The organism is Streptomyces lycii, assembly GCF_009735685.1.
In the GTDB taxonomy this organism is placed as follows: Bacteria; Actinomycetota; Actinomycetes; order Streptomycetales; family Streptomycetaceae; genus Streptomyces; species Streptomyces lycii.
This window is the reverse complement of sequence record NZ_WHPN01000276.1, coordinates 1-16217: the sequence shown is the minus strand read 5'-3', so window position 1 is coordinate 16217 and position 16217 is coordinate 1. Positions and strand designations below refer to the sequence as shown.

The 16217-nt window shown below is 74.2% G+C and carries 13 protein-coding genes and 1 pseudogene; 3 read left to right on the top strand and 11 right to left on the bottom strand.

The features are described 5' to 3' along the window. Nucleotides 1-457: 457 nt before the first annotated feature. Nucleotides 458-1270, top strand: coding sequence for an SAM-dependent methyltransferase (locus GCU69_RS14510; RefSeq protein ID WP_098750433.1), 813 nt, complete (start codon nucleotides 458-460; stop codon nucleotides 1268-1270). Then, on the top strand, nucleotides 1267-3444 hold the full coding sequence (locus GCU69_RS14505; protein ID WP_328629995.1) for a putative bifunctional diguanylate cyclase/phosphodiesterase: 2178 nt from the start codon (nucleotides 1267-1269) through the stop codon (nucleotides 3442-3444). The genes GCU69_RS14510 and GCU69_RS14505 overlap by 4 nt, the downstream gene beginning before the upstream one ends. A gap of 81 nt (nucleotides 3445-3525) precedes the next feature. On the opposite strand, the gene GCU69_RS14500 is transcribed toward GCU69_RS14505, so the two are convergent. From GCU69_RS14500 to GCU69_RS14490, 3 genes are all read right to left on the bottom strand, one after another. Then, nucleotides 3526-4545, bottom strand: coding sequence for a rod shape-determining protein (locus tag GCU69_RS14500; protein ID WP_156206290.1), 1020 nt, complete (start codon nucleotides 4543-4545; stop codon nucleotides 3526-3528). 136 nt (nucleotides 4546-4681) lie between these two features. Next, nucleotides 4682-4897, bottom strand: a complete 216-nt coding sequence (locus GCU69_RS14495; protein ID WP_098750427.1) for a dodecin — start codon at nucleotides 4895-4897, stop codon at nucleotides 4682-4684. A gap of 46 nt (nucleotides 4898-4943) precedes the next feature. Then, complete coding sequence (locus GCU69_RS14490; protein WP_257155597.1) at nucleotides 4944-5303, bottom strand: DUF3140 domain-containing protein; 360 nt, start codon at nucleotides 5301-5303, stop codon at nucleotides 4944-4946. A gap of 175 nt (nucleotides 5304-5478) precedes the next feature. Here GCU69_RS14490 and GCU69_RS14485 point away from each other — a divergent pair. Next, nucleotides 5479-5865 (top strand): annotated as a pseudogene (locus GCU69_RS14485) (DUF427 domain-containing protein). A 24-nt stretch (nucleotides 5866-5889) separates the two neighbouring features. Here GCU69_RS14485 and egtD read toward each other — a convergent pair. The 8 genes from egtD to GCU69_RS14445 form a co-directional block, all read right to left on the bottom strand. Then, nucleotides 5890-6858 (bottom strand): L-histidine N(alpha)-methyltransferase, encoded by a 969-nt coding sequence (egtD, locus tag GCU69_RS14480; protein WP_156206289.1) that lies wholly within the window; start codon nucleotides 6856-6858, stop codon nucleotides 5890-5892. Next, nucleotides 6855-7613 (bottom strand): ergothioneine biosynthesis protein EgtC, encoded by a 759-nt coding sequence (gene egtC, locus GCU69_RS14475; RefSeq protein WP_098750424.1) that lies wholly within the window; start codon nucleotides 7611-7613, stop codon nucleotides 6855-6857. Before egtC ends, egtD begins: the two co-directional genes overlap by 4 nt. Nucleotides 7614-7700: 87 nt before the next feature. After that, nucleotides 7701-9092: an ergothioneine biosynthesis protein EgtB gene (gene egtB, locus GCU69_RS14470; protein WP_098750423.1), complete on the bottom strand. Its 1392-nt coding sequence runs from the start codon at nucleotides 9090-9092 to the stop codon at nucleotides 7701-7703. Beyond that, complete coding sequence (egtA, locus tag GCU69_RS14465) at nucleotides 9089-10333, bottom strand: ergothioneine biosynthesis glutamate--cysteine ligase EgtA (protein ID WP_170315851.1); 1245 nt, start codon at nucleotides 10331-10333, stop codon at nucleotides 9089-9091. Before egtA ends, egtB begins: the two co-directional genes overlap by 4 nt. Before the next feature lie 332 nt (nucleotides 10334-10665). Beyond that, nucleotides 10666-11967: a S1 family peptidase gene (locus GCU69_RS14460; protein ID WP_156206288.1), complete on the bottom strand. Its 1302-nt coding sequence runs from the start codon at nucleotides 11965-11967 to the stop codon at nucleotides 10666-10668. Between the two features lie 592 nt (nucleotides 11968-12559). After that, nucleotides 12560-13066, bottom strand: coding sequence for a MarR family winged helix-turn-helix transcriptional regulator (locus tag GCU69_RS14455; protein WP_098750420.1), 507 nt, complete (start codon nucleotides 13064-13066; stop codon nucleotides 12560-12562). A 169-nt stretch (nucleotides 13067-13235) separates the two neighbouring features. Next, entirely contained in the window at nucleotides 13236-15185 is a 1950-nt protein-coding gene (locus tag GCU69_RS14450; RefSeq protein WP_156206287.1) for an FUSC family protein, read from the bottom strand. A 327-nt stretch (nucleotides 15186-15512) separates the two neighbouring features. Next, on the bottom strand, nucleotides 15513-16217 hold a 705-nt coding region (locus GCU69_RS14445; RefSeq protein WP_268969298.1), incomplete at its 5' end, for a family 2B encapsulin nanocompartment shell protein.

The window sequence follows — 16217 nt, the reverse complement described above, 5'->3', positions numbered from 1 at the left end:
GAACCGGGGGCGGCGGTGTCCCGGCCGTCCGGTCCGCGGCGGCCACGGGGGCACCGGCGGCCAGCAGGCTCAGGGCTGCCGCGGTGCAGACGGTGGTTCCGACTCGGAGTCCAGGGCTGCTCACGGCAGGGATCCTGCGCTTTCCCGGGGCCGTTCAGGCGGGCTTCGGCCGCTTTTACCTCTGACGGGTACTGTCCCGGCCCATCAGGTTTGAGCAGCCGCCCGGAGACGCAGAAGGTCAACTCATGGATGCTCTACGTTCACTGACTGAGTGTCCGACCGTAGGCCAATTCATCGTTACTGCCCATGGATGCGCAATTGCCCTCGGTTTGTGACCAGAACGGACCGCAGATTTCCGTTTGAGGTTCCCCTGTCCCGGGGCGATCAGTAGCCTCAGCCACACACACCGGTATCAACACGGCCGGAACAAACCTTGGCTTACAGCTGGAGACCATCGATGGAGCGACCCTCCTGGGCCCCCCAAGGCATCGACCTTACCGTGCCGAGCGTGTCCCGGATCTATGACTACTACCTCGGCGGCTCGCACAATTTCGAGGCCGACCGGGAGGCCGCTCGCAAGGCGATCGGCATCATGCCGGGCCTTCCCAAGATCATGCAGGCCAACCGTGCGTTCATGCGCCGTGCCGTACGGTACGCGGCTGGTTCAGGGATCAACCAATTCCTCGACATAGGCTCCGGCATTCCGACCTTCGGAAATGTCCACGAGGTGGCGGAAGAAGCCGTCCCCGGAGCCCGGGTCGTCTACGTCGACAACGACCCCGTGGCGGTGGCGCACAGCCGGGCCGTCCTGGAGGACCGCGAGACGGCGGCCATCGCGGCGGCCGACCTCCGCAAGCCCAAGGAGATCCTCGGCAGTCCGGAAGCCCGCCGGCTGCTCGATTTCGGCAAGCCGGTGGCGCTTCTCCTGGTCGCCGTGCTCCACTTCATGACCGAGGACGACGAACCGGCCAAGGCCGTGGCCGAGCTGAGGGACGCTCTCGCCCCCGGCAGCCTGCTGATCCTCACTCATGCATCCACGGAGGGCGGCCCCATCACAGCAAAACAGGGCGACGAGGTCCAGGACGTGTACCGCAGTGCGACCTCGCCGCTGGTCATGCGGTCCCGCGCGGAGGTCGAGGTGTTCTTCGACGGCTTCGAGCCGGTCGAGCCGGGCCTCGTGTCCATGGCGGACTGGCGGCCCGACGGCGAGGGCGAGCAGGAGGACCCGTGGGGTTACACCGGATTCGCCGGAGTGGGGCGCAAGGCGTGAACACCCGGCCAGACGGAGACGGGGACGACGGGCAGGACGTGCCGAGGGACAGCCCGGACGACAGACTGCGGCGGTTCGCCGCCATCTGGAGCCGTGCCATCTATCCGGCCACCGCCACCTCGATGACCCGCGCCGAATTCGAGCAGCACCTCATCGGGCCGTCCCGCCGGCTCGCCGAGGCCCTGCGGACCCGGCCCTTCGACCCCGCCCCCGGGCTGGAGGTCGGGGCCCAGCTCGTCGCCGCCCACTGCACGGAACCCGCGACGCTGCCGCACACCCTGGGCGTGATCGACTCCTATCTGGCGCTCTACTGCCCGCCCGAGGACCCGCTGCCCGCCGAGGAGACCCGCGCCCGCTGCACCCGGCTCCAGCACGCCGTCGCGGCCGGGTTCGCGGAAGCCCTTCGCGAGCGCACCCGGACCGAGCAGGAAGCCATGTCCCGGGCCGCGCTGCGCGCCCAGTCGGAGGCCGAACAGGCGCTGCACGCCAGCGAGGCGAAGTTCCGCGCGGTGTTCGAGGGCGCCGCCATCGGCATCGGCATAGCCGACATGCAGGGCAACGTCGTCGACATCAACGAGGGCCTGACCCGCATGTTCGGCGGGCTGGAGCACCATCTGCGCACCCGCAAGGTCACCGAGTGGACCCACCCGGAGGACTCGCCGGGCGTCTGGAAGGCGCTGGCCGAGCTGATGCGCGGGGAACGGGACCACTTCCGCGTCGACAAGCCGTACTACCGGAACGACGGCACCGTGCTGTGGACCAACCTGACGGTCTCCCTGCTCCGGGACCGGGCCGGTGTGCCGCGCTACATGCTGGCGATGATGGAGGACATCACCGAGCGGCGGCTGCTCAACCTCCGGCTGCGCTACGAGGCGACCCACGACGCCCTGACCGGGCTGCCCAACCGCACGTACTTCTTCGAACGCCTCGACAGCGCGCTCGCCGCCCGTGACGGAATCGCCCGGTTCGGCCTGTGCTATCTCGACCTGGACGGCTTCAAGGCCGTCAACGACAGCCTCGGCCACGCCGTCGGGGACCAGCTGCTGGTCGCCGTGGCCGACCGGCTGCAGAGCTGCGTCACCTCGCAGGGCCAGCTGATCGCGCGGATCGGCGGCGACGAGTTCGTGGCGCTGATCAACGACCCGCCCGAGCAGAAGGACGTCACCGACTTCGCCGAGCGGATACTCGACACCCTGTCGTCCCCGGTCTCCATAGCCGGCCGCGAGCTGACCGTGCGCGGCAGCATCGGCATCGTCGACGGCCCGGCCGGCGAGCTGGGCCCCGCCGAGGTGCTGCGCAGCGCCGACATCACCATGTACCGGGCCAAGGCCGCCGGCGGCAACCGCTACGAGCACGCCGACCCGGAGGCCGACACCCGCGCCATCACCCGGTACGGCCTGACGAACAGCCTGCCCACCGCCCTGGAGCGGGGCGAGTTCTTCATCGAGTACCAGCCGCTGGTCCGCCTCAGCGACGGCCAGGTGCACGGCGCCGAGGCACTCGTCCGCTGGTCGCATCCGCTGCGCGGGGTGCTGGGACCGGACCAGTTCATCCCGCTCGCCGAGAACACCGGGCTGATCGTGCCGCTCGGCCGCTGGGTCCTGGAGGAGGCCGTACGGCAGGCCAGGGACTGGCAGTTCCAGCACATCGACGGCCGCCCGCTGCGGGTCAACGTCAACCTCTCGCCCTGCCAGCTGCACCACCCCGGTCTGGTCCGGGACACGGTGGAGGTGCTCAAGGAAGCGGGGATGGACCCCTCCGCGCTCTGCCTGGAGGTCACCGAGAGCGCCCTCATCGGCGCGGACGAGGCACTGCTGAAGCCGTTGCGGGAGCTGGCCGACCTCGGCGTGGACATCGCCCTCGACGACTTCGGCACCGGCTACTCCAACCTCTCCAACCTGCGCCGGATGCCGCTGAGCACGCTGAAGCTCGACCGTTCGTTCACCCGCGGCATGCAGCACAACCCGGCCGACCCCGTCGACATCAAGATCGTGGAAGGCATCGTCTCGCTCGCCCACACGCTCGACCTCGCGGTCACCGTCGAGGGCGTGGAGACCGGCATACAGGCCGAGCATCTGCGGGTGCTCGGCTGCGACACCGCGCAGGGCTGGTACTACGCCCGCCCCGGCCCGCCCGAGCAGCTGCACGAACTCGTCCTGGTCGACGCCACCTGACGGCCCGGCACCCGGAGGCGGGGGCGGCGGGCAGGGAGGCCACCGCGGTCCGGCGGCCCGCGGCTCGGCGGGAGGACCCGCTCAGCTCGCGAGCGGGTCCAGCCGCATCGGCTCGACCCGCCCCTCCAGCATCGCGCCCAGCCCGCGGACGGCACAGGTGTCCGGCTGGTCCGCGGTGTGCACCGCCATGCCCGTCGCCCGGCTCAGCGTCGTGTCCAGGCCGGGCAGCAGCGCGCTGCCCCCGGCCAGCGTGATGCCCCGGTCCGACAGGTCCGCGACCAGGTCGGGCGGGCAGCGCCGGAGCACCGTACGGATGCCGTCCAGCACGGCGGTGAGCGGCGTGTCGACGGCCTGCCGCACGCTCTCGGTGTCGACCTCCACCGTGCGGGCGAGCCCCGTGATGACGTCCCGGCCGTGCACCTCGACCCGGGACGGCATGTCGCCCATCACCAGCCGGAGGGGCCCCACGGCCTGCCGGGGCAGCAACAGCCCGTGCCTGCTGCGGAGATGCTCGATCACCGCGCAGTCGATCGAGTCACCGCCCACCGGCACGGTCTCCGCCGCCACGATGGCGCCCAGCGACAGCACCGCCACCTGGGTGGTGCCCGCCCCGCAGAGCACCGCCATCGTCGCCTCCGCGTGCTCCACCGGCAGTCCGGAGCCGACGGCCGCGCAGATGATCGTGTCGGCCAGCTCCACCCGCCGGGCCCCCAGCGCCGAGAGCGTCTCCCGGATCGCGCGCTGCACCAGCGGTTCGCTGTCGTGCGGCACACAGGCGGCGATCCGCAGCGCCGGGCTGCGGCGCCAGGACTTGCGGAGCTTGCCCCCGACGAGATGGCGCAGCATCCGCTGCGCCATCTCGATGTTGACGACCGCGCCGCCCGCCACCGGCCGCACCACCTGGATGTGGTCGGGCGTGCGCCCGGTCATCCGCTCGGCCAGGAAGCCGACGGCGAGCAGCGCCCCGGTGCGGGTGTTGACGGCGGCGACGGTCGGCTCGTTGACGACCAGCCCGGTGTCCTTGACGTACACCCTGGTCCTGGAAGCGCCGAGGTCCACGGCGACCGAGCAACGGCGCATCTGTTCCAGACTTACGGGCACGTGAGGTCCTCCCCTGCGGGACGGTACGGACGGCGGGCGCGGGCCCGCCTTCCCCTCAGCCTGCGCGGGCCGGTACCGCCGCGCCCGTGGGGCTGGGCCGGCCGGGTGACCGCACGGGGACCGGCCGGCGGCGTCCTCAGCCGGACTCCTCCAGCCGGAAGCCCACCTTGAGCCCGACCTGGTAGTGCTCGACCTGCCCGTTCTCGATCTGCCCGCGGACCTGCGTCACCTCGAACCAGTCCAGGTTGCGCAGCGTCTCGTCCGCGCGGCGGATGCCGTTGCGGATGGCGTCGTCGACGCCCTCCTGGGAGGTGCCGACGATCTCGGTCACCCGGTAGACATGGTTGGCCATTGTTCCTCCTGGCGTACGGACGGTGCCGTGTTCGTGCGGCCGGCGCTCACGTCTTCGGCGGCTTCAGCGGGTCGTGCCCGATGTTCATCAGCCGGTGCCGCCAGTGGCTCTGCCCGGCCGTGGGCTCCAGGTCCTCCCGCCGCTGCTCGGTGACGGTGTCGACGACCCGGTACATCAGCTTGATGTCGTCGTCGGTGAGGTCGGTGCGGCGCTTCTGCAGAATGTGCAGGACGTGCCTGCCCTTCTCCGGACCGGAGTCGTCCGGCACGGTCTCGCTGTTCTCGGCGGCCGACTCCGTGCGGAGCCAGGCGGCGAGTTCCTCGGACGTCATGTTCACGACGCGGTGGAACTCGTCCCAGAGCGCGTCGAGCTCGAGGGTGGGGATGTCAGCCGGCGTATCGGCCACGGTGCGCCTCCCGGATCCCGTGTCGCTGTCGAACCCTTTCCGACCGCCACGGGTGCCCCGCACGGGCGTCCGAAAACGGCCGGGGAATCCCGGGGCGGCACCCGGTGTTCCCGCTGACGACTGACGACACCCTGTGGTCCGGTCCCGCCGGGACCGGCCGGGAGAGGGAGGAACCGTGCTGAAGAACCCGCTGCACCGCGTCGGGGCGGAGCCCGCCACCAGCCGGGTACGGGTGGAGATCGGCGGCCGGGTCGTCGCCGACAGCACCCGCCCGGTCCTGGTCCACGAGACGGGCCTCCCGGTCCGCTACTACCTGCCGCCGGAGGACGTCGCCACGGACCTCCTGGAACCGGCCGCCACCCGGACCCACTGCCCGTACTAGGGCGACGCCGTCTACTGGTCCTACCGCGGCGGGGACGGCGAGCCGCTGCCGGACGCGGTGTGGGCGTATCCGGAGCCGCTGCCCGCCGTCGCGGCGATCGCCGGGCATCTGTCGTTCTACGACTCCGTCGCGGACATCACCGTCGACGGCGTCCCGGTCGCCGGGCCCTCCGCGGGCTGACCGGGAAGCCGCGCTCCGGCCCGCTCAGTCCGCCGCGGGCCCGGACAGCGACAGCGCGAAGCGGCCCCCGGCGTCCGTCCACCAGTGCCGCAGCCCGAGCCCCGCGGCCGACAGCTCCCGGCGCACGCCCTCGCGCCGGAACTTCGCCGACACCTCCGTCCGCAGCTCCTCACCCGCCGCGAACGGCACCTCCAGGTCCAGGGCGGGAATCTTCGCGGTGAGCGCCCGCCGCGCGCGGAGCCGCATCTCGATCCACTCCCGCTCCCGGTCCCAGACGGCCACATGGTCGAAGTCCGCCGGATCGAAGTCCGCCGCGAGCTCCCGGTCGAGGACCTCCAGGACGTTCTTGTTGAACTCGGCGGTCACCCCCGAGGCGTCGTCGTACGCCGCCACCAGCACCTTCTCGTCCTTGACCAGGTCGGTGCCGAGCAGCAGGGCGTCCCCGGGGGACAGCAGGCCGCGCACGGCGGCGAGGAACGCCGCCCGCTCGTCGGGGAGCAGATTGCCGATGGTGCCGCCGAGGAAGGCCACGAGACGCGGCCCCGGGGTGTCCGGCAGCTCCATGCCGTGCTGGAAGTCGGCGACCAGGGCGTGCACCGTCAGGCCGGGGTGGTCCGCGAGCAGGCCCTCGCCCGCCCGGCGCAGCGCGGACTCGCTGACGTCGACCGGCACGTACGCCCGCAGGCCCGCCAGGGCGCCGAGGAGCAGCCGGGTCTTCTCCGAGGAGCCGGACCCCAGCTCGACGAGGGTCCGCGCCGGGCAGGCGGCCGCGATCTCCCCGGCCCGTCCGGCCAGGATCTCGCGTTCGGCGCGGGTCGGGTAGTACTCCGGAAGCCGGGTGATCTCCTCGAACAGTTCGCTGCCCCGCGCGTCGTAGAACCACTTGGGCGGCAGCTGCCTCGGCCGGCGGGACAGACCGGCGAGCACGTCCGCGCGCAGCGCGGCGGCGGTGGCGTCGGCGGGGAGGGTACGGGTGACGGCGAACGGACTCACGTTGCGGGCTCCTTGAGGGGGGTCAGGAGGACGTCGGTGCGGGTCGCGGTGAGCAGGGTCCGGTCCGGCGCCTCGGTCCAGCGCGGATCCTCGTCGTACGGTTCGGAGGCCACGACCGTGCGGTGGCCGTCCGGGTCGTTGAGGTACCAGAGCGTGTCGCCCCAGGCCGTGGCGGCGACGGACACCCCGTCGGTGAGCAGCAGGTTCAGCCGGGACCCGGGCGCGGCGGCGGCCAGCCGCGCCACGGCGGCGCAGAGCGCGTCGCCCATGGCGTCGCCGGCCCGCAGCGCGTGCAGCACCAGCGCCCAGACCAGCGCCGAGTCGCAGCGGGCGGCCAGCCCCAGCAGCTCGGCGGGCGGCAGCTCGGCGGCCGGCGCGGCGGCGGATTCCGGCCAGCCGGCGAGCGCCCCGTTGTGGCTGAACAGCCAGGGCCCGGACGCGAAGGGCGCGGCCGCCGCCTCCCCGTCGGCACCGGCCTCGGTGGCGTCCCGCACGGCGGCGAGCAGCGCCTCGCTGCGCACGACACGGGCGAGGTCGGCGAAGGACTGGTCGGCCCAGATCGGCCCCGACCGCCGGTAACGCGCGGGAACCGGGTCGCCGGGGGCGTACCAGCCGACGCCGAAGCCGTCGGCGTTGACGGTGCCGTACCGCTGCCGGCGCGGCGCCCAGGACTGCGTGTAGAGCCCGTGCTCCGGGGCGACCAGCACCTCGCGCAGCGGGACCTGCGGCCCGAGACGGGCGATGTGGCGGCACATCTCAGGACCACCCCCCGGCCGGACGGGCGGGCGCGGGCGGGAACCGGCCCGGCCCGGGACGGCCGCCGCGCGGCGCCGGACGCGTCCTCACGCGGCCTCCGGGGCGCTGCGGGCGGTCCGGAAACCGGCGAAGATCTGGCGCCGCACGGGCAGGTCCCAGTTGCGGAAGGTGCCGCGGCAGGCGACCGGGTCGACCGCGAAGGAGCCTCCGCGGAGCACCTTGTGGGCGTCGCCGAAGAACACTTCCGAGTACTCGCGGTAGGGGAACGCGGAGAACCCCGGATACGGCAGGAAGTCGCTCGCCGTCCACTCCCACACGTCGCCGACGAGCTGCCGCACGCCCAGCGGTGACGCGCCCCGCGGGAAGCTGCCCAGCGGCGCCGGCCGCAGATGGCGCTGGCCGAGGTTCGCGTGCTCCGGGCCCGGATCCGCGTCGCCCCACGGGAAGCGCAGGGAGCGGCCCGTGGCCGGGTCGTGGCGGGCGGCCTTCTCCCACTCGGCCTCCGTGGGCAGCCGCCGGCCGGCCCAGCGCGCGTACGCGTCGGCCTCGTACCAGCTGACGTGCAGCACCGGCTCGTCCTCGGGCACCGGTTCCACGACGCCGAACCGCCGCCGCAGCCAGCCCGATCCCTCCCGCCGCCAGAACAGCGGGGCCGCGAGGCGGTGTTCGCGGATGTACGCCCAGCCCGCGGGCGCCCACCAGCGGGGGTCGTCGTAGCCGCCGTCCTCGACGAAACGCGCGTAGGCGCCGTTGCCGACGGGGACGGTGTCGATGGCGAACGCGGCCACGTCCCGTTCGTGCGCCGGGCGTTCGTTGTCCAGCGACCACGGCTCGGCCGACGTCCCCATCGTGAACGGCCCGCCCGGCACCAGCACCTCCGCGGGCAGGGTGGCCGCGTCGGCGGGCACCGGGGGCGGGGCGGGCGCGGTGAGCGCGGCCGGGCCGCGGCGCAGCTGATGGGTGATCAGCATGGTCTCGTCGTGCTGCTGTTCGTGCTGCGCGATCATGCCGAAGGCGAAGCCGGACTCGGTCAGGGCGTCGCCCCCGCCGTCCAGAGCGGTGTCCGCGAGGACGTCCAGCGCCCGCTCCCGCACGGCTGCCACATAGCCGCGCGCCTCCTCGGGCGGCAGCAGCGGCAGCGACGGGCGCTCGGCACGCGGATGCTCGAACGCGTCGTAGACCTTGTCGATGTCCGGGCGGAGCGCGTCCCTCCGGCCGACCGCGCGGAGCAGCCACTGCTCCTCCTGGTTGCCGATGTGGGCGAGGTCCCACACCAGCGGCGACATCAGCGGGGAGTGCTGCGCGGTCAGCTCCGGCCCGTCCACGCACCCGGTCAGCAGGCCGGTGCGTTCGCGGGCCCGGACCAGCGCGTCGGCGGCCCGCTGCCGGAACGCCTCGGGGTCCGCGGGGAGGGACACGTCCGGGGAGGGCTCGGCAACCCGCGGGGCTGCCGGGGCGGCGCGGTCGTGGGTGGTCATGGGCGGTTCTCCTTCCCAGCTGCCCCGGGCCGGGGCGGGTGCGGGTCCAGCAGGTCGTCGGCCGGGCATCGGCCCCGGGCGACGTAACGGTCGGCGAAGTCGGCGACGGCGTCCCGTACGGCACCGGGGGCACCGAGCCGGGGCAGCGCCGCCCGCGCGGCTGCGAAGCAGACGCCGGCGGCCTCGCGCAGCCCGGGATCGGTGAGACCGTCCCGGGCGGCCCGGAGCCACAGCGGGTTGCCCGGGGCGGGGTCGGGACCGGCCGTGTCGGAGAGCGGCTTGAGCGCGCGGTACACGTCCTCGGACGCCGCCGGATCGTCGAACAGCGCGGCGGTCACGGCGAGCGGCACCGTCCAGCCGTCATCACCGGGCTGCGCGTCGATCATGCGCAGCTCCAGATGCCCGTGCGGGCGCACCGGGGGGAAGAGGGTGGTGAGGTGGTAGGCGACGTCGTCCCGGCCGGGCGGCCGGTGTCCGCCGCCCGCCGTCCACTCCCGGAGGGTCAGCCCGTCCGGCGGCACCTCCCAGGGCGCGTCCTCCCGGCGGATGCACATCACGGGCGCGTCGAGCGCGTACGCGGCCCAGGCGGCGCGCGGATCGGGCCCCTCGGCGGGCGCCCGGGACCGGCCGGGGTCGAGCGCCGTCCACAGCGCCTGCCGGGTGGAGCGCCAGCCGGTCGGCGCGCCCCGCCGGAGCGGTGAGTTGGCGAACGCCGCGACGAGGACGGGGCCGAGGAGATGCGCGAGCCGCCAGCGCCGCCCGTGCCCGAGCGGCCCCGGCTCCTCGAACCCGGCGTCCACGCACACCTGCACGGACGCCGTCGCGCACATCATGGACCGGCCGTCGGGGCCGGCCCGGTCGAAGTACGCCTCCATGGCGCGGTAGCGGGGCGCGGTGAGCAGCCGGCGCGGCGGGTTCCACGGGTCGAGGCCGTGGCCGGCGAGTGCCAGACCACGGGCGCGCAGGGCGGAACGGACGAGAGCCAGATCGGATGCGGCCTGCCCGGCGCAGGCGGAGAGGGAATCGGCGGGCGGCGAGCTTAGCTCGAGCTGACCACCGGGTTCGAAGGTGAGCGCGGACCGGAGCGGCAGTTCACGCACTGCGGCGAAGGCGGCGGAGAGGCGGCCGGGGGAGACGGGGGTGCGGGGTTCGGCGGGGTCGTGGACGAGCCATTCGAGTTCGACACCGAGCCGTCGCGGCGGCCCCGTCTTGAAGCAGACCCCGCGGACCTGCGCGTCCACCTCCGCGGCGGTGACGGGCCGGGCCCGGGGCGCGGGCCCCGTCGGTTTCGGCGCTCTCGGTGTTCCCGGTGTTCTTGGCGTTCTCGGCGGTTTCGGCTGGAGCGGGGCATCGGTCACGTCCGGCACCTCCCGGCACGGCAACGGCACCAGCTCACGGTATGCGAGCCGGGCTGCACCCGCACCACCTAACCTGCTGTCCCCCGCGGTCTCAAGACCGCCTCGGCCGTCCGCCACCGCCACGGCGGACCGGTGCGCAGCGCCGCGGGGCCCGGACACCGGGGAAGAGGTGTCCGGGCCCCGTTCACTCCCGTGGGGGGAAAGTCCAGCGCCGTTCAGCCGTGGAACCGGTCGCGGATCCGGTCGAGGAACCCGCCGTCACCGGCTCCGCCCGCCTCGTCGCCCGCGCCACCGGTGCCCTCACCGGCTCCGCCGGTCTCTTCCCCCGCGCCGCCGGTGCCGTCACCGGCTCCGCCGGCCTCCTCGCCGCCCGTCGCACCGCCGGCCTCCTCGCCGCCCGTCGCACCGCCGGTCTCCTCGCCGCCGCCGGCGCCGATGGTCGCGCCGGTCGCCTCCAGCGCCGTGGTCACCGGCTGGAAGAAGGTCTCACCGCCCTGGGTGCAGTCGCCGCTGCCGCCCGAGGTCAGGCCGACCGCCGCGTCGCCGGAGAACATCGCGCCGCCGCTGTCGCCCGGCTCCGCGCAGACGTCGGTCTGGACGAGGCCGTCGACGATGTCGCCGTTGCCGTAGTTGACGGTGGCGTCGAGCCCCGTCACCGTGCCGCCGCTGAGGCCCGTGGTGCTGCCGCTGCGCTGCACCTCCATGCCGACACTGGCCTCCGCGGCCTGGGTGATCTCCTGAGTGGTGCCGTCCTGCAGGTCGACCGTGCTGGGTGCCTCGGTGGCCGGATCGTCGTACATCACGAGGGCGAAGTCGCTCGCGGGGAAGACCGACTCCGCGACGGTGCCCAGCGGCTCGGCGCCCGCCTGGTCGGCCGTCCACACCTCGGAGATGTTGCCGCAGTGCCCGGCCGTCAGAAAGCCCGGGGCCCCGCCGACGTCCACGTTGAAGCCGAGGGAACAGCGGGAACCGCCGCCGAAGATGGCGTCCCCGCCGTCCGCGAACGGCTGGAACTCGCCCTGGGAACGCTTGACCGACACCATGCCGGCCATGCCGTCGGTCGCCTGCTCCAGCGCGGAGAGCTTCTCACCGGTGACCGTACGGTCCGCGATGACGGCGACCTTGTTGGTCCGCGGGTCGATCGACCAGGCCGTGCCGGGGATCGAGGCGTTGTCGCTCAGCGTCGTGGTGACGGCCCTGAGCTCGGCCATGCTGTTCTCCACGATCCGGGCCTCGGCGCCCTTGGCGCGCGCCGCCTCCGCCGCGCTCTCGTCCGTGACGTTCATGACCAGCCGGTCGGTCTCACCGTCGAAGTACCAGCCGGCGGCGTCCTGGCCGAGTTCGCCGGCGAGGGTGCTGCCGAGTTGGGCCGCGGCCGGAGCGGCGAACGTTTCCGGGCTCGCGTCCCTGTCGGCGCTGGCGTTGGCGTTCGGCAACAGGATCGCCGCCGCGCCCAGGGCGACCGCGGCGGCACCGGCTATGGCGCCGGTCCGCTTGTTCACTCGTCGGTGGCTCAACTGACTGACCTCCAGTGGGGTGGGGCCGGCCGTTCGGGGCGCCCGGCCGGTCCGGGCTGTCGGGCTGCGGCGCGGCGTCCGCGGGACGCGGTTGCTCCGCCGTACGGACGGCGCGCAGCAGCCCTCGCTCTCCTCCGTGCGCCGGTCCACCCACACGTACGCAACGGAACCGCGTTCGACTCAAGCGGCACCGCAATTGATGCGGAGGACCGGTTCTGCCGCCCGTCCCGGCGCGGCCCGCCGGAGGAAACACACGGGTGCTCCGAGGGCGCTGGCGGACTCCCCGGCTCCGGCCGGGGCGGCGCTGTGGACGTCCCGGCCGCGCGTGCCCGCCCCGGGACTCCGGGGCTGTGGGGCTTCGGGGTTGTGGGGACGGGTGCGGTGGTGCGGGCGGATGTGGTGCGGCGCGGCAGTGCGGTCGGCGCGGCCCCGGCAGGCCGGGCGGACTACGCCGAGGGCCCGGAAGGAAGGCAGTGCGGGCCACGCCGAGAGCCCGGAAGGAAAACCGGCCGTCCCGTCGGCCGGGGCAGCGCGCGACGTCCACCGGCCGCGGCGCCGGGGCGCTTCCGCAGCAGGGCCTCCGGCGCGCCCGTCAGTCCAGGACGCCGCCGAGCCTGCCCTCCAGCAGGATCAGCAGATCGCCGAGGGCTTCGGCCAGCCGGTCGAGGGGCTCCTCGCCGAGCCCGGCGAGCAACGAGGACTCGTAACCGAGCTGTTCGGGGAGCAGCCGGTCGATGACCGCCAGACCGGCGGTGGTGAGGGAGAGATGTGCGACCCGGCGGTCGCGGTCGTCGGCCCGGCGGGCGATCAGGCCCAGTTCCTCCAGCCGCCGCAGGCGCTTGGTGACCGCCGCCCCGGAGGAGAACGTCTCGCGGGCGAGCCGCCCCGGCGTCAGCTCGCGGTCCTCCCGCCGGAGGGTGCCGAGGAGGTCGAACTCGGCACGGGAGAGCCCTTCCCGGCGGAGCGGCGCGTCGGCGGCCTGTTGGAGGAGCGCGGCGCAGCGGTTGAGCCGGCCGATCACCGCCATCGGAGCCGTGTCGAGATCCGGATGGACCTGCTGCCACTGACGCAGCACTCGGGCGACGATGTCCTCCGCCATCTCGGGCTCTCCTCTCGCGGTGACCGGCTCATTCTGCCGTGCCGGGCAGGGGGCGGCACGGCCCGGTCCGGGCTTCACGGCGGCACCGTCCGGTCGGGGCTTACCCGGCGGCACCGTCCGGTCCGGGTTTCACCGGCAGGACCGGCCGGCGGCCGGCGGATGCCGCCGGTCACCCGCCGGCCGCCGCCCGGGCGCGGTGTTCCACAGCTGCCGGGGCGGGCCGGGCGGGCGCGGCCAGGGTGCGTACGAGTTCCCCGAGCACCTCGTGGCCCTCCCGCTCGGCGCGCTCGGCCTCCTCCTCCGGGAGATCCGGCTGCCACCACTCGCCGGAGGCGATGTCCAGCGCCTCGCGCAGCTCGATCAGCGCGGTGCCGAGCCGGTCGCGGGACCGGGCGAGGTCCCCGTCCCGGTCCGGTCCGGGGCCGGCGGGGGCGTCCAGCAGCAGCCGTGCCCGGTCACGGGCCGCCTCCGCCTCGCGCAGCGCGGCGTCGATCCGGCTCGCGGCCCGCCGGTTGGTGACCAGCACACAGCTCAGCAGCCCCACCGCGACACCGACGAGCGTGTCGGTCCAGCGGTCCGCCACCAGCACCTCCGCGGGCGTGTCGGAGGCGAACATGGCGAGCAGCAGCGCCATGGGCGTCACACAGACGGTGCCGAGCCAGTAGTTGCGGGTGATGAGGGCCTCGGCGCCGATCTGGAACAGCACCACGAGCAGCACCATGGTCGGCGGACCCGTCCCGATGACGGGCAGCAGTGCCGTGAACAGCAGCAGTCCGACCAGATTGCCGAGCGTGCGCTGCACGACGCGGTGCCAGGACAGGGTCGTGTTCGCCTGGAAGACCGCGGCGGCGGTGACCACCGCCCAGTACGGATGGCCGACGCCGAGCAGCAGCGAGACCCAGCCGGCGAGGGCGCAGCCGACGGCGGTCCGGGCCCCCACCGGGGCGAGCGGCGAACCCGGCCGGAACTGCCGCAGCACCTGCCGGAACCCGCGGGAGCGGCCGGGCGCGGGGCGCAGCGGGTGACGCCCCCCGCCGTCCCCGCCGGGCCCGGCCCCCGCACGCGCACCGGTTCCGGCAGCGGCCCCGGCGCCAGGTCCCGGTGCCGGGGCCGCTGCCGCCGGCTCGTCCCCGGGCCCGAGGCGGCGCCGCTGCTCCCGCTCGGCGAGGACACCGGCCAGCTCGGCGCGCTGCCGCCCGGACAGCCGCACACCGGGAAGCGGGCGGCCCTGGCGCAGATCCTGCGCCCAGACGGCGAAGCGCGCGGCCTCGGCGGTCCGCTCGGCGACGGTGGCGTCCCCGTCGGCCGGCCCGGCCTCGGCGCGCAGCAGCAACCGCTCCAGCCCGGCGTGCGGCGCGGGCTCCGTACGGGGGCGGGGGCGGCGCGGAACGAGCGAGAGGGTCTGCCACGCGGTGTTCACGGCGGCCGCGGCGGTGTGCCGCGGGGTGGGTGACGGCCCGGCGTCCGCACCGGGCCCGGCGTGCAGCGCCCGCGCCGCGGCCTCCAGGGCGCGGGCCACGGCGATCCGCTCCGGCCCGTGCGGGCGTACGAGCGCCGGGGCCATGGCCACCAGCCAGGCGAGGGCACCGCCGGCGAGCTGGAGGGACAGATGGAAGGGGATCTCCTGCGGCCGCTGCGGCACGAAGAACGCGGTCGCGGCGAGGAAGGTGAGGACGACGTTGTTCGGCGGGCCGATCCCGGTGGCCTCGCAGGCCACCTTGTGCACGGCGGCGACGAGCGCGGTCCCGAGGACGAGCAGCGCCACCGAATCGACGTACGCGGCGGCGGTCAGCGCCACGGCGAGGCTCGCCGTCATGCCGAGCACGAGCCACAGCAGGGCGCGGGCCCGGGCGGCATAGGGGAGGCCGTGGGCGTACAGGGAGACCATGGTGCCGGCCGAGGTGTACATGATCAGGTCCAGCCGGCCGGCCGCGAGCAGGAGCAGCGCGGGGAGGACGAACGCGACAGCGCCGCTCAGGCCGTGCTTGTACCAGACGTCCCCGTAGTCACGGAGCCGGACGGTGGCGCGCAGGGGCAGTGGCCGGACGCGGGCCCGGCGCGGGGCGCGGGCGGCTGAGCTGTTCGAGCGGGGCTTCCGGGAACTGTCGGGCGTCACCATGCGCACAAGATTAACAGGTGTTTTATCTGCGAAATATTTGCTCGGTGGCTCGGTGGCTCGGTGGCTCGGTGGCCCGGTGGCTCGGTGGCCCGGGCTGCGGAGTGCCGACCGCTGGACGGGGCAACGGGGATAAAGGGAGCAACGGGGACAGCAGGCGGACCGGGCGGAGGACGGACCGGGCGGAGGGCGGACGGGTGCACCGCCGGACGAGCCGGCCGGCCGGGGCACGGAAGCGGCCGGGGCGGGTGTCCGGCGCCGGCCGTTCCCGCGGCCCGGCCGCGAAACGCCCCCGGCGGCCGGGCTCCGGCCGGCCGCCGGGGACGGGACTCAGGCGCCGATCTCGACGTCCTCCAGGATGCCGAGGGCGTCCGGCACCAGCACCGCGGCCGAGAAGTACGTACTCACCAGATACGAGATGACGGCCTTCTCGTCGAGGCCCATGAAGCGGACGTTCAACCCCGGCTCGATCTCGTCGGGGATCCCGGTCTGGCGCAGCCCCACGACGCCCTGGTCCGCCTCGCCCGTACGCAGCGCCAGCACGGAACTGGTGCTCTGCGGACTGATCGGGATCTTGTTGCAGGGCAGCAGCGGAATGCCGCGCCAGGCCCGCAGATTGTGGCCGTCCAGCTCGGTGCCCTGTGGGTAGATCCCGCGGCTGGTGCACTCGCGCCCGATCGCGGCGATGGTCCTCGGGTGCGCCAGCAGGAACTGGGTCTTGCGGCGCCGCGAGATGAGTTCGTCGAGGTCGTCGGGGGTGGGGGGGCCGGTGCGGGTGTGGATGCGCTGGGTGAGGTCGGCGTTGTGGAGGAGGCCGAAGTCGCGGTTGTTGACCAGTTCGTGTTCCTGGCGTTCGCGCAGGGCCTCGATGGTGAGGCGGAGTTGCTGTTCGACCTGGTTCATGGGTTCGTTGTAGAGGTCGGCGACGCGGCTGTGGACGCGCAGCACGGTCTGGGCGACGCTGAGTTCGTACTCCCGGGGGGATTGTTCGTAGTCCACGAACGTCCCCGGCAGCGACGGCTCACCGGTGTGCCC

Bases quoted from the DNA above. Each gene is read 5' to 3' on its own strand.
- GCU69_RS14510 (WP_098750433.1), top strand. From the start codon at position 458: ATGGAGCGACCCTCCTGGGCCCCCCAAGGCATCGACCTTACCGTGCCG.
- egtB (WP_098750423.1), bottom strand. From the start codon at position 9,092: ATGACCACCCACGACCGCGCCGCCCCGGCAGCCCCGCGGGTTGCCGAG.
- egtC (WP_098750424.1), bottom strand. From the start codon at position 7,613: ATGTGCCGCCACATCGCCCGTCTCGGGCCGCAGGTCCCGCTGCGCGAG.
- GCU69_RS14455 (WP_098750420.1), bottom strand. From the start codon at position 13,066: ATGGCGGAGGACATCGTCGCCCGAGTGCTGCGTCAGTGGCAGCAGGTC.
- GCU69_RS14450 (WP_156206287.1), bottom strand. From the start codon at position 15,185: ATGGTGACGCCCGACAGTTCCCGGAAGCCCCGCTCGAACAGCTCAGCC.
- GCU69_RS14495 (WP_098750427.1), bottom strand. From the start codon at position 4,897: ATGGCCAACCATGTCTACCGGGTGACCGAGATCGTCGGCACCTCCCAG.